Consider the following 12,070-nt stretch of genomic DNA (forward strand, 5'->3'; position numbering starts at 1 on the left):
ACCAGGCTCAGACCATGCGGCGCATCATCCGTTCGGCGATCCGCAGCCCGAACCGCTTCGGCAGGACGCGTGAGGACACCACGGCCAGGATGCTGTTCGCGACACCGTCGACCACCGAGGGCGCCGTCCCGCGCATCGCCCGCCACGCGGTGTCGACGACCTGCTCGGGCATGCGCTTGGCGGTCGAGGGATTGGACCCCATGCCGGTGTCGGTGTCGCCCGGGGACACCGCGAAGATCCGGAGCCCGAACGGTCGATTCTCCTCGGACAGCGCCTCGGAGAGGTTGATCACATAGGACTTCGTCGCGGAATAGGCGGCGAAGTGCGGCATCGGTTGATAGCCGGCCGCACTGCCGATGTTGATGATCGTGCCCGTGCCCTGTGCCCGCATGCGGATGACCGCCGCACGATTCAGGAGCGTCAGCGCCGTCACGTTCAGCGCCACCAGGTCGCGAAGGTCACGCTCTGCGGTGTCCGACAGATCCCCCTCGGGCGCGACTCCGGCTGAGTTGACGAGGTGGTCGACGCGCACCAGCCCGTCGAGGAGCTCGGCGACCAGTGCATCGACGTCAGCCGTGCGGGTCAGGTCGGCGACGTGCACCTGCGCGACGATCTGATGGACCGAGGCGAGCTCGTCCGCCAGCGCCCGCAACACCTCGCCGGAGCGGGCGACCAGGACGAGGTCGAATCCTTCGGCTGCATACCTGCGTGCGAATTGCGCGCCGATGCCGGAACTGGCCCCGGTGATGACGGCCACGGGGCGAGAGGAGTGAGGCACGATGGGCCTTTCAGTCGGAATGCGGATAACTTATCCGCACGGATACTCTATCCGCTGACACGCGTGATCCGGGTACGCTGTGACGATGGGTACCCCTCGGCGAGACGTTGCTCGGACGCGGCTGCACATCCTCGAGGCGGCTCGATCCCTGGTCGCCGCAGGGGAGGCGCCCGCTCTCAACACGGTCGCCCACGCGGCCGACGTCGGTGTCGGGACGGTCTATCGCCACTTCGCGACGGTCGCCGAACTCGAAGAGGCACTGGTCTGGGACCGGTTCGACGCCCTTGCGACGATCCTCCGCCAGGCCGGCCCGGAGCACCTCGACCAGGCGCTCTCCGCACATTTCCGCCTCCTCGTCGAAGACCCCCTGTTCGAGAAGGTCGTCTCGAGACGGGAGACGGCACTGGAACGGACGACGCAGTTGCAGACGGCGTTGATCGAGGACCTCGGGACGCTGATGCAGCGCGCCGCCGCGCTCGGCCACCTGCGGCCGGACGTCGGACCGGGCCAGGTGCTGCTGCTCCTGTGCGGCATCGCCCACGCCGCTCGCATGGGCCGAATTCCTAGCGACGACCCCGACAGCCGGGTCATGTTGGAGGTCGTGCTCGCCGGTCTCCGCCCTGACAGGGCCGGGACAGGACACCCGGTCGCCTGACCCCTCGCGGACAGGACGTGTCCTCGGCCTGGAGCATGCTTGGTCCATGTGGGATACGACGTCACGGACGTTCCGACTGCTGGAGCTGCTCCAGCGGAACGGGTTCATGGCCACCGAGCGCTTGGCCGACCGCCTCGGCGTGACCACGAGGACCGTGCGGCGCGACGTGGCACGGCTCCGCGATCTCGGGTACCCGGTCGACACGCGCCTCGGGGTCGACGGCGGGTACTCGATCGAACCGGGTGCGGTACTGCCCCCGATCCACCTGACCACGGAGGAGGCACTCGCCTGCGCGCTGGCGCTCCGGCGCTGGCAGGACGACGTCGACGGGACCCTCGCAGCAAGTTCACTCACGAAGGTCGTCGCATCACTGCCGCCTCGGGCGCGCTGGATCGTCGACGCGGTCGCAGCCGTCACCCTCGACACCCCCGTGGACGCCCTGGAGCCGATCGACCATCCGACGGTCGACATCACCCTCCTCGGCGACCTCGCGAGGACATGCCTGGTGCGGCGCCGAGTCGGGTTCGCATATACGGGGCGCGACGGGACCTCGACCCCGCGCCGCGTCGACCCGCACCGACTCGTCAACACGGCACGGCGGTGGTACCTCGTCGCCTTCGACCTCGACGCCGACGCCTGGCGCACGTTCCGCGTCGACCGCATCACCGGGTTCGCGGCGACCGAGCTGCCCGTCCGGGAACGCCTGCTCCCCAATCCGGATGTCGAGGGATGGGTCACCCGACAGCTCACCGTCGGCTGGCAGCAGGTCACCGGCACCGTCCGCGTCCACGCGCCGATCGAGGCGGTGTCCAGGTGGGTCGCGCCGGCGTGGGGCAGCGTCGAAGCCGTGTCCCCCGAAGTCACGGTGGTGCGCGCCGGAGCGGACAGCCACGACGCGATCGCCCGGTGGTTGCTCCTCGTGCAGGCCGATGTGGAGGTGATCGAACCCGACGGCTTGCGTGCCGCGTTCGGGAGGGTGGCGGAGCAGGCGGGCCGGGCGGCCGAGTCGAACCCGGCCGACCCGCCCTCGGACGGGCCGGCCCAGGAGACCGACCCGCCGCCGGTCAGCGGAGCGGTCTGAAGAACTCGGTCAGATCGTCGATGAGAGCCTTCGGTTCCTCGAGGGCGGCGAAGTGGCCGCCGCGGTCGGTGACGTCGGTCCACCGCGTGATGGTGTGCTCCCGCTCGGCGACGCTGCGGATCCCGACGTCGTGGGCGAACATGATGACGCCGGTGGGAACGCCAGACGGTTCGTCGGCCGCACCCCACGCCGTGTGCTGCGCGTATCCGACGTAGGCGGCGGTGCCGGCGGTCTCGGTGAACCAGTACAGCGAGACGTTCGTCAGCAGACGATCGAGCGGGACGACCGTCTCGGGAAGCGCCTCGTGCGGCACCGTCCACGCGTGGAACTTGTCGATGATCCACGCGAGCAGGCCGACCGGTGAGTCGACCAGCGCCGCTCCGATCGTCTGCGGCCGGGTCGACTGGATCGCGATGTAGCCGTACTCGTCGCGCATGAAGGCCTGGACCCGTGCGAGACGGTCGAGTTCCAGCGGGGTGAAGCTCGCCAGCTCGGCCTCGCTCGGCGCCTGCAGCGGCATTCCCACTGATCCGTTGACGTGCACGCCGACCACGCGCATCGGTGCCGCCCTCGCCACCTGGGGTGACACCGCAGCGCCGATGTCGCCGCCCTGCACGCCGTACCGCTCGTAGCCGAGCCGCTCCATGAGCGTCGCCCACGTCCGCCCGATCCTCGCCGCGTCCCACCCGCCCTCGACGACGGGGCTCGAGAACCCGAAGCCGGGCAGGGAGGGGATGACCACGTCGAAGGCGTCAGCCGCCTCCCGCCCGTGAGCCTCGGGGTCGGTGAGTGGGCCGACGAGGTCCAGGAACTCGACGAACGATCCCGGCCAGCCGTGCGTGAGCACCAGCGGGAGCGCACCCTCGACCGCCGAGCGGACGTGGACGAAGTGGATGGCCTGCCCGTCGATGACCGTCGTGAATTGCGGGAACGCGTTCAGCGCTTCCTGCTGCGCACGCCAGTCGAAGGAGCCTGCCCAGTGATCGACCACGCGCCGGAGGTAGTCGACCGGAACCCCCGTCGACCAGTCATTGCCCGGCAGCGGCGGCGGGAAGCGGGTGGCCCGGAGTCGACGCGTGAGCTCGTCGATCGCGTCCTCCGGAATGTCGATCCGGAACGGCTGGATGTCGGTGTACATCATGGTTTCCTTCCCTCGCGGGTGGGCTCCGATGAGCCGCACCACGCTGGCGACGATAGGGACGAACGAGGACAGCACCTGTCCTCCGACGGCGAGCGCATCGCCACCAGTAGGCTTCGCGCATGACGATCTGGAGCGACCCCGGGTACCGATCCGGGCCGGTGGTGTTCGGCTGGGCATTCACAGTGATCGGCCTCGGCATGGCGGGCGGACGGCTCCTCTCATGGACCGGCTCGGCTCACGACATCCACGGTGTCGTGCTGGGCGGTCTGGAGATCCTCCTGGGGGTCGGCACCCTCATCTGGATCCGAGGCGTGACGAGGCGCGCGCGCGAGCAGGAACGCGACGGCCGTTCCACGGACGACGCGAAGGCCACGAACGACGCGTCGCCAACGGAGAGCACGCCGTGACACCGGCCACGCGTCGGAGTGTGACGGTCAGCCTGGCGATCGTGCTGCTCGCGCTTGCGGCGGCGCAACTCGGGGTGCTGTTCGCGGCCGGATGGTCGGGCGACCCCGGCGACGTCTTCCAGCTTGTCCTCGCGGCGGTGCAGCTCATCTTGGCGACCGTCCTCCTCGTGGCGGGTCTCCGCGCTGGCCGCGCCCAGAGCCCGCTGGCCGACGATCCTCCGCGGGACGCGCGAACCGACTGACGCAGCGCGCCGGAACCACCAGGAGACTGCCATGCTCGACGCATGCCCCTCCCCGTGATCGAATCGCTGACGTCGGACCGCGTCAAGCTGGAGCCGCTCTCGGTCGACCATGCCGCGGCGATGGTCGACGTGCTCGCCGACCCCGCCCTGTACACCTTCACCGGTGGAGAACCGCCGACGCTCGACACGCTCACCGCGCGGTACCGATCCCAGCTGCGGGGGCCGGCGGACGATTCGGAGGCCTGGCTCAACTGGATGGTGCGCCGCCAGGACATCGACACCCTCATCGGCTTCGTCCAGGCCACGGTGCACGCCGGGGGCGAGGGTGATGTGGACGAGGGCACGCTGGCCGAGATCGCCTGGGTGATCGATCCGGCCCACCAGCGACTCGGGTTCGCCGCCGAGGCCACCGATCTCATGGTCACCTGGCTGCACGCCCACGGGGTGGAGCGGTTCGCCGCATCGATCCACCCGGAGCACACGGCGTCCCAGCGTGTGGCGCAGCGGCAGGGCCTGCAGCCGACAACGACGATCGAGGACGGCGAAGTCCGGTGGGAGTCGTCCGCCTCGGAGGCACCCGGGCAGCACGGAGGGACGAGACCCGGTCCGAAGCACTAGCGACGCGGCCGCCAGACCTCGGCGCAGTCACTTGCGATGATCGCAACCCTCGGCGTAGAGTTGCGATCATGGAAAGTCACTTCGAGTACCCTGCGCCGGACCGACGCCCGGCATCTTCCAGTACCTCGCCGTCCGAGGCGCAGACTGCACTCGACGACATGACCCGCGATCAGGAGCACCTCGCTGCCCGCATCATCACGCCGTGGTGGTACCACCCGGCGCTCGGACTCATCACCGCCGTCTTCGCGGGCGCTCACGCTCTCCCCGGTGCCTGGCCGCTGGGTGCGATCGCCCTCGGCATAGCCGCGATCCCCGTCCTGACCACGACGTACGCCCGCACGGCGGGTGTCGTGGTGACGAAGCCGGCCGGCCCGCGGAGCCGCCGGCTGCTCCTGGCGACGCTCCTCGTGCTCGTCGCCGCCATGTCCTGCAGCATCGCGTTCAAGTTCCTCGGGGTCTCGCCCTGGTGGGCGCTCATCCCGGCCGGCGTGACCTTCGTGGCGACCGTCGTCCTCGGACGCCGATACGACGAAGCGCTCCGCCAGGAGATCGCCGCCCCGACGGCGCGACCCGCACGATGAGCACACCGGCACCCGCCTTCAACGAGGTGATCCACGCGCCCCTGCGACTCCGGATCTGCGGACTGCTCCGCACCGTCGACGAGCTGGAGTTCTCCGTCGTCCGCGACGCCCTCGCCATCGACGACGCCAAGCTCTCGAAGCATCTGAAGGTGTTGGTCGACGCCGGGCTGATCGCCCTCCGCAAGGAACGGTCGTCGACACGGACCGACTCCCGGCGCCTCACCTGGATCGCCCTGACCCCCGCCGGTTCGGTCGCCCTCGAAGCCCACCTCGCCGCCCTGTCGAGCATCGCCGCCGGGATCCCGGTGGAGTGAGCCGGGACACCGGCGAACCTCCGTGTACGAAGACGACACCCGAACGCCGTGCGTATGGGCCGGGGACACCTACGCCGTCCTGAGCCGCAGGGGCAGACTGTCGCCCGGCGTCACGCACAGACAGGAGCAGCCATGCATCGGCCGACAGCGCTCGATCCCAACGACCTCGATCGCCTGACCGTCCTCCGTCGGTCGCTGCACCGGCACCCCGAGCTCTCCGGCGAGGAGGACGGCACCGCGGCGGCCATCACCGCCTTCCTCGCCGACACCGCGCCCGACGACGTCATGACCGGACTCGGCGGACACGGAGTGGCGGTGGTCTACCGGGGCGCGGAGCCCGGCCCCACGCTCCTCCTGCGCGCAGAACTCGACGCCCTGCTGATCACCGAGGTGACCGAGGTGCCCCACCGCTCCGTGCACGAGGGCATCGGTCACCACTGCGGACACGACGGCCACATGGCGATCCTCGCGGGGGTCGGCGTCCTCCTCGGGCGCCACCGACCGACGCGCGGCCGAGTCGTCCTGCTGTTCCAGCCCGCCGAGGAGAACGCCGTCGGCGCAGCAGCGGTCCTCGCCGACCCGGCCTTCGAACAGGTGCGTCCCGATCTGGCCCTCGCGCTCCACAACCTCTCCTCACTGCCGTTCGGCCAGGTCGTGCTCGACGAGGGGGTCGTGAACTGCGCCTCGCGCGGGCTGCGGGTGATCCTCCAGGGCGAGCCCACGCACGCGTCGGCACCGGAAGGCGGCGTCTCCCCCGCATCGGCGCTCGCGCGCCTGCTCACCTCCCTGCCGGCGCTCGCGCGAGGGGACGGGATCGATGCGGACTACCGCCTCGTGACGGTGGCCCACGCCGTCCTGGGTGAGCAGGCGTTCGGTGTCGCGCCCGGGCACGGCGAGCTCTGGGCGACCCTCCGCACCATGACGGACGCGGGCATGGACGCGCTCCGTGCCGACGTCGAACGCCTCGCCCTCGGAGCAGCGGACGAGCACGGCCTCCGCGTCACCTTCGAGGAGTCGGACGTCTTCCACCACTGCGAGAACCACCCCGAGGCCGTCGCCCTCCTCCGAGGCGCACTCGACCGCGAAGGGGTCGCCCACACGACGGGCGTCCTCGAGCGGGGGTCCGAGGACTTCGGCCTCTTCCGGACGGTCGCCCCTTCCGCCATGTTCTTCATCGGCTCGCAGCGCAAGCCGGACTCACCCGCCTTGCACCACCCGGACTTCGACTTCCCCGACGAACTCATCGGCACCGGGACACGCGTGTTCGCCAGAGCGGTCCGCGACCTCCTGGGGTGAGCGATCGTGGCGGGCCAACGGCGCCGGACCACCGGCACCGCCCCACCTCACCTCACCTCACCGACGGTCGAAGCCGGGATCCTCCTCGGGCCGGTCCGTGCCGACCGTCGGCTCCGTCGTCGTGGCGGTGGTGGGCGTCGATGCGGTGGCCGCCGCGGCGACCGGACGCACCCGCGCTCCGCGCGACCCGCTCCGCGACCGACGCCCGCCGGCCGAGCGCCCGTAGACGAGGTACATCGCGACACCCATGATGATCATGAGCAGCACCGTGTAGACGAAGGTGATCGACATCGAGTCGAGGTTGTTCTCGCCCTCGGTGCTCGCCTTGATCGCGATGCCGAGCGGTTCGAACAGCGGCTGGTACAGGAACACCGCGGCGTCGTAGTCGTCGAGCAGGCTGTTGAAGTTCAGCGCCGTGATGGCCGCGGCCGTCGGCAGCACGAGCGGGAAGAGCACCTTCCGGAACGTGAACAGCGACTTCGCGCCGAGGATCCGCGCGGCGTCCTCGAGCGAGTCGGGGATCCCGGCGAACGCCGCCTTCAGTAGGCGGAGCGTGAACGGGATCTTCACGATGATGTACGCGACGAGGAGCAGCACCGTCGTACCGGTCAGGACGGCACCGCCGAGCAGCGGGTTCGGCCGGTCGAACGTCATGATGAGCCCGAGCGCGATCAGGATCGTCGGCAGGATCCACGGGATGTGCAGCAGGTACTCGAACGTCGCCGTGACCCGGTTGCGGTAGCGCTGGATGATGCGGGAGACGAAGAGCAGTCCGCCGACGACGATCACCGAGGCGAGGGCGCTGTAGACGATGCTGACGATGAACGGCCGGAGCACCGACGGGGTCCCGAACACGGTCACGTAGTTCGCCAGCGTGAAGTCACCGGGGGTGATCACACCGCGCTGGATCGCCGTCGAGTCGAGGAACGAGAACAGCACGATGAGCAGCACCGGCGTCACGTACAGCAGGAAGAGCAGGTAGGCCACGACGTGCACGACGACGCTGCCGAGGCGACTCTGGATCCGTTGCTTCTGCAGCGGGGTCGCCACCTTCGCGACCGAGAAGTAGACGCCGGACTTCTCCACGCGGTTCATGATCGCCAGCAGGACGATCGTCGCCAAGCCGAGGATGATCGCGAGCAGTGCTGCGAGGTCCTGGGAGCTGGAACTCTTCGAGAACGTGACGATCATCGGCGCGACGGTCTGGAAGTCGGGTCCTCCGAGCACGAGCGGCGCGGTGAGGGCTCCGAGGCCGATGAGGAACGTCAGCACCGTCACGGCGAAGATCATGGGCCGGAGTGCCGGGAGCACGATGCGCCACAGGATCGTCCACGTCGACGCGCCCATGTTCCGGGCGGCTTCGATGGTCTGGTAATCGATCTTGGCGAGCGCCGAGGAGAGGAAGAGCATGTGGTTCGTCGTCGTCGCGAACGTCATCACGATGACGACGGCGAAGAAGCCCGAGAACCAGTTGGGGTCGATGTCGGGGAAGACGTTCCGCACCGCGTTGGTGACGAAGCCGTAGCGGCCGTAGATGAAGTTGTACCCGGCGGCGAGCACGATGCCGCCGTAGATGAGGGTCGTCGCGTACCCGAGCCAGAGCACCCGCGCCCCGCGCACGACGAAGTACTTCGTCACGAGGACGATGAAGATCCCGACGACGTTGACCGTGACCGACAGCGTCACGGCCAGGAGGAAGCTGTTCGCGAGCGCCTTGAGCGCCCGCTCGGAGCTGAACAGCTTCTCCACCGCACGGGCGCTGAAGTTCCCGTCGGGGAAGAAGGTCCCGACCAGGAGGTTGAGGTTCGGGAACAGCAGGAACGTGACGACGAACCAGGTGAGGACGACGATCACGATGATGGCGAGCGGCGAGCGGAACATCGGTCCGAGCGTCGAGGGCTTCCCCGAACGCCGACGACGGGGGTTGCCGGCGCCCGCGTCCGCGGCTGCTGCAGGACGGGTCGAGGTGGTCATGTCGGCCTCAGTACTGGAGCACGTGGCTCGGGTCGATGCGCAGCTCGGCGGGCGACCCGGGGCTCAAGGCGTCGGTGCCGCTCTCCACGACCATGGCACGGAGCCGACCACCGACGGTCTCGACCGTGTAGGTCGAGTACGCGCCGTGGTAGGAGCGTTCCACGATGGTGCCCTGCAGCGCGACCAGACCGGGCGGCGGCGTGCGGTGGTCGTCTGCCGCCACCACGGCGACCTTCTCGAGCCGCAGATACGCCGACGCGGACGGGTCGAGGGGTGCACCCGCGCCCGCGAGCGCCCGCACCGTCTCCGGCGAGAGCTGGTTGATCGCGCCGATGAACGTGCCCACGAACTCCGTGGCGGAGTGGTTGTAGATCTCCTCCGGCGTGCCCAGCTGCTCCACGACGCCCTGGTTGAACACGGCGATCCGGTCGCTCATCGTGAGCGCCTCTTCCTGGTCGTGCGTCACGTACATCGTCGTGATGCCGAGTTCGCTCTGCAGGCGCTTCAGCTGCTCGCGCAACTGCACGCGCAGCTTCGCATCGAGGTTCGAGAGCGGCTCGTCCAGCAGCAGGATGCGCGGCTTGAGGACGAGTGCGCGGGCGATGGCGACGCGCTGCTGCTGCCCACCCGAGAGCTCGGCGACGTTCTTCTCGAGCTGCTCCGGGGTGAGTTCGACCTGCTCGGCGATCTCGTCGACGAGCTTCGTCGTCTCCGGCCGCTTCGTCTTCCGCACCTGGAGCCCGAACGCGATGTTCTCCCGGACGCTCATGCTCGGGAACAGCGCGTAGTTCTGGAACACCATGCCGACGCGACGCTGCTCGCTCGGCAGGCGGGTGACGGTCTTGCCGTCGATGATCAGCTCGCCCGCCGTCGGCTGGATGAAGCCGGCGAGGGTGCGCAGCGCGGTCGTCTTCCCGCAGCCCGACGGGCCGAGGAGGGTGAAGAACTCACCCTCCTCGATCGTCAGGTTGAGGTCCGGGATCGCCAGGTGGTCGCCGAACGCGACCTGGATGCCGTCGTAGGTGATCATCTACGGGAGGTACTCGAGCTCGGTCTTCTCGACCCAGGCACCGATGTTCTCGCGGACGAACTCGAAGTCGATGTCCTGCTTCGGCAGCGAGTCGATGAGTGCGACGACCTCGGGGAGGGCCTCGGCCTTCGCTTTCTCGTTCACCGGGTAGGCGGAGAACTCCTTCGCGAACGCACCCTGCGTCTCGGCGCTGCCGAACCAGTCGATGAACTTCTGCGCCTGCTGCTCACGCTTCGTGCCCGTGATCTCGGCGATCTGCTCGGTCACGTACGGCACACCCGACTTCGGGGCGATGACGCCGGTCTTCGTGCCGTACTCGGCGTCGCGGCTCGTGATGCCACTGCTCGGGATGGTGCCGAAGTCGACCTCGCCGCGGGTGAGCCGGGCGTACAGGTCGGTGCCCTCGACGGCGGGCGAACCGTTCTTGAAGTACTCCTCGACGACCTTCCAACCCTTGTCGGAGATGCCCAGGTCGCCGTCGGCGTCCTGGTACGGGGCGAGCAGTCCGGCGAGGACGAGCTGCGGGGTGGCCTGGCCGAGGACGGTGTTGACCTCGTACTTGCCCTGGTACTTCGAGTCCTCCCAGAGCTCGGAGAGCTCGGTCGGAGCGTCGGCCTCCGGGATGGTGTTCGTGTCGTAGACGGTGACGATCGCCTGCTCGACGAGCGGCCAGAACGCACCGTCCTTCGGGTCGCCCGAGGCCTGGTCGACCTCGCCGGACCAGGCCGGCTTGTAGGCGGTGATGGCCTTCTCGGCCTTGAGGGTCTCGAAGAACATGTTGTTCAGGCCGAACACGACGTCGCCGACGGGGTTGTTCTTCTCGGCCACGATGCGGTTCGCGAGGTCGGCGCCGCCGAGCCCGACGATCTCGATGTCGATGCCGGCCTTCTTCGCCTCAGCGGTGACCCACTCGCCGCGTCCGTCGCCGTTGGAGTTCGTGTAGACGATCAGGGGGCCGGAGGCGTCGCCCCCACCGTCGGATCCGGCGTCGCCTCCCGCGGAGCAGGCACTGAGGCCGAGCGCACCGATGACGAGGGCTGCGATGGCGAGGGAACGGGGCGCTGAACGCTTCACGGGATTCCTTTCGGGACGAACGCCCGGGGTTGCCGGGGTCGCCGCGCATGAGTAACGACGTTGTGACCGCTGGTGCAGTCTTCAACCTAGCGTGACGTTTCCCGGTGAACGGGAATTGAACGGATCTCGCGTGCACGCTTGACGGGGGACCCGAAATGTCGCAGTCCGACCCGATCCGACCGAAGCCGACACCGCCCGAGCGGGTACCACCACGGCCGAGCTCCGCCGCGATCGCATCGTGTGGGAGCGGTGCCCGAACCGGTTCATCGCCGCGGGCGGTGGCCTGCCGTTACGCCGGTGCGAGCGGTTCCCCGACTCCGTTCGGGAGCTCGACGACGACGTCGTCGCCAGGACGCACGACGCCCCCGGCGAGGACGACGCCCATGACCCCCGCCTTGCGGACGGTGCGACCTTCGGCGTCCGTGCCCACCAGCTGCTTGAGGAGGCCGGGTTCGAAGCGGTCGATCTGGACGCACGGGTTCCGGAGGCCGGTCACCTGGACGACGGCGTCCGATCCGAGCCGGAGCACCGCGCCCGTGGGGAGGGCGAGCAGGTCCAGCCCCTCGGTGGTCACGTTCTCACCCAGCTCCCCCGGCGCTACCTCGGCGTCGACCTCCTCGAACAGTTCGCGGTGGATCAGGTGCACCTGGCGGAGATTGGGTTGCGTGGGGTCGCGTCGCACACGGGACCGGTGCTGGACCGTCGCCCCGAAGTGCGCATCCCCATCGACACCGAGACCGGCGACGAGCGTGATCGCCTCGCGCCGAGGCTTGGAGAAGCGGTGCTCATCGTCGCTGCTCACCGAGACGATCCGGGCGTGTGTCATCACCCCAGTGTGCACCCGGACGGTCGGCGGCGCAGGATCACGTGAGACCGGTT

At 69.3% G+C, this 12,070-nt stretch carries 14 protein-coding genes; 8 read left to right on the top strand and 6 right to left on the bottom strand.

Annotated features, from left to right (window positions below):
• Positions 1–7 precede the first annotated feature (7 nt).
• Positions 8–757: an SDR family NAD(P)-dependent oxidoreductase gene (locus QRN27_RS06875; protein WP_285041292.1), complete on the bottom strand. Its 750-nt coding sequence runs from the start codon at positions 755–757 to the stop codon at positions 8–10.
• A 106-nt stretch (positions 758–863) separates the two neighbouring features.
• On the opposite strand from QRN27_RS06875, the gene QRN27_RS06880 reads away from it, so the two are divergent.
• Both QRN27_RS06880 and QRN27_RS06885 read left to right on the top strand, forming a co-directional pair.
• Entirely contained in the window at positions 864–1,433 is a 570-nt protein-coding gene (locus QRN27_RS06880) for a TetR/AcrR family transcriptional regulator (protein WP_285041293.1), read from the top strand.
• A gap of 46 nt (positions 1,434–1,479) precedes the next feature.
• Positions 1,480–2,514 carry a helix-turn-helix transcriptional regulator gene (locus QRN27_RS06885; RefSeq protein ID WP_285041294.1) on the top strand — a complete coding sequence of 345 codons (1,035 nt, stop codon included), beginning with the start codon at positions 1,480–1,482 and terminating at the stop codon, positions 2,512–2,514.
• On the opposite strand, the gene QRN27_RS06890 is transcribed toward QRN27_RS06885, so the two are convergent.
• Positions 2,498–3,652 carry an epoxide hydrolase family protein gene (locus QRN27_RS06890; RefSeq protein WP_285041295.1) on the bottom strand — a complete coding sequence of 385 codons (1,155 nt, stop codon included), beginning with the start codon at positions 3,650–3,652 and terminating at the stop codon, positions 2,498–2,500. The genes QRN27_RS06885 and QRN27_RS06890 overlap by 17 nt on opposite strands.
• 122 nt (positions 3,653–3,774) lie before the next feature.
• Here QRN27_RS06890 and QRN27_RS06895 point away from each other — a divergent pair, with 122 nt between their 5' ends.
• The 6 genes from QRN27_RS06895 to QRN27_RS06920 all read left to right on the top strand — a co-directional run bounded on the left by QRN27_RS06895 (position 3,775) and on the right by QRN27_RS06920 (position 7,113).
• Positions 3,775–4,062, top strand: coding sequence for a hypothetical protein (locus QRN27_RS06895; protein ID WP_285041297.1), 288 nt, complete (start codon positions 3,775–3,777; stop codon positions 4,060–4,062).
• 20 nt (positions 4,063–4,082) lie between these two features.
• Positions 4,083–4,304, top strand: coding sequence for a hypothetical protein (locus QRN27_RS06900; protein ID WP_285041298.1), 222 nt, complete (start codon positions 4,083–4,085; stop codon positions 4,302–4,304).
• Between the two features lie 42 nt (positions 4,305–4,346).
• Complete coding sequence (locus tag QRN27_RS06905) at positions 4,347–4,922, top strand: GNAT family N-acetyltransferase (RefSeq protein ID WP_285041299.1); 576 nt, start codon at positions 4,347–4,349, stop codon at positions 4,920–4,922.
• A gap of 68 nt (positions 4,923–4,990) precedes the next feature.
• The gene (locus QRN27_RS06910) at positions 4,991–5,503 is read left to right on the top strand and encodes a hypothetical protein (RefSeq protein ID WP_285041300.1); all 513 of its coding nucleotides are present in this window, start codon (positions 4,991–4,993) and stop codon (positions 5,501–5,503) included.
• A complete protein-coding gene (locus QRN27_RS06915) occupies positions 5,500–5,817 on the top strand; it encodes a transcriptional regulator (RefSeq protein ID WP_285041302.1) in 318 nt (105 codons plus the stop codon). Before QRN27_RS06910 ends, QRN27_RS06915 begins: the two co-directional genes overlap by 4 nt.
• 132 nt (positions 5,818–5,949) lie before the next feature.
• The gene (locus tag QRN27_RS06920) at positions 5,950–7,113 is read left to right on the top strand and encodes an amidohydrolase (protein WP_285041303.1); all 1,164 of its coding nucleotides are present in this window, start codon (positions 5,950–5,952) and stop codon (positions 7,111–7,113) included.
• Positions 7,114–7,170: 57 nt separating this feature from the next.
• On the opposite strand, the gene QRN27_RS06925 is transcribed toward QRN27_RS06920, so the two are convergent.
• From QRN27_RS06925 to QRN27_RS06940, 4 genes are all read right to left on the bottom strand, one after another.
• Positions 7,171–8,994, bottom strand: coding sequence for an ABC transporter permease (locus QRN27_RS06925; protein WP_285041407.1), 1,824 nt, complete (start codon positions 8,992–8,994; stop codon positions 7,171–7,173).
• A 100-nt stretch (positions 8,995–9,094) separates the two neighbouring features.
• A complete protein-coding gene (locus QRN27_RS06930) occupies positions 9,095–10,117 on the bottom strand; it encodes an ABC transporter ATP-binding protein (protein WP_056009406.1) in 1,023 nt (340 codons plus the stop codon).
• Complete coding sequence (locus QRN27_RS06935; RefSeq protein ID WP_285041304.1) at positions 10,118–11,191, bottom strand: extracellular solute-binding protein; 1,074 nt, start codon at positions 11,189–11,191, stop codon at positions 10,118–10,120.
• 289 nt (positions 11,192–11,480) lie between these two features.
• The gene (locus QRN27_RS06940; RefSeq protein WP_285041306.1) at positions 11,481–12,017 is read right to left on the bottom strand and encodes an MOSC domain-containing protein; all 537 of its coding nucleotides are present in this window, start codon (positions 12,015–12,017) and stop codon (positions 11,481–11,483) included.
• Positions 12,018–12,070: the final 53 nt, after the last annotated feature.

The organism is Plantibacter sp. LMC-P-059a (assembly GCF_030209505.1).
GTDB lineage: Bacteria > Actinomycetota > Actinomycetes > Actinomycetales > Microbacteriaceae > Plantibacter.

What these genes read in the sequence shown, in the direction of transcription:
- QRN27_RS06920 (WP_285041303.1), top strand. Translation starts at nt 5,950, where the DNA reads ATGCATCGGCCGACAGCGCTCGATCCCAACGACCTCGATCGCCTGACC.
- QRN27_RS06885 (WP_285041294.1), top strand. Translation starts at nt 1,480, where the DNA reads ATGTGGGATACGACGTCACGGACGTTCCGACTGCTGGAGCTGCTCCAG.
- QRN27_RS06910 (WP_285041300.1), top strand. Translation starts at nt 4,991, where the DNA reads ATGGAAAGTCACTTCGAGTACCCTGCGCCGGACCGACGCCCGGCATCT.
- QRN27_RS06880 (WP_285041293.1), top strand. Translation starts at nt 864, where the DNA reads ATGGGTACCCCTCGGCGAGACGTTGCTCGGACGCGGCTGCACATCCTC.
- QRN27_RS06915 (WP_285041302.1), top strand. Translation starts at nt 5,500, where the DNA reads ATGAGCACACCGGCACCCGCCTTCAACGAGGTGATCCACGCGCCCCTG.
- QRN27_RS06895 (WP_285041297.1), top strand. Translation starts at nt 3,775, where the DNA reads ATGACGATCTGGAGCGACCCCGGGTACCGATCCGGGCCGGTGGTGTTC.
- QRN27_RS06925 (WP_285041407.1), bottom strand. Translation starts at nt 8,994, where the DNA reads ATGTTCCGCTCGCCGCTCGCCATCATCGTGATCGTCGTCCTCACCTGG.
- QRN27_RS06905 (WP_285041299.1), top strand. Translation starts at nt 4,347, where the DNA reads ATGCCCCTCCCCGTGATCGAATCGCTGACGTCGGACCGCGTCAAGCTG.
- QRN27_RS06890 (WP_285041295.1), bottom strand. Translation starts at nt 3,652, where the DNA reads ATGTACACCGACATCCAGCCGTTCCGGATCGACATTCCGGAGGACGCG.
- QRN27_RS06940 (WP_285041306.1), bottom strand. Translation starts at nt 12,017, where the DNA reads ATGACACACGCCCGGATCGTCTCGGTGAGCAGCGACGATGAGCACCGC.
- QRN27_RS06930 (WP_056009406.1), bottom strand. Translation starts at nt 10,117, where the DNA reads ATGATCACCTACGACGGCATCCAGGTCGCGTTCGGCGACCACCTGGCG.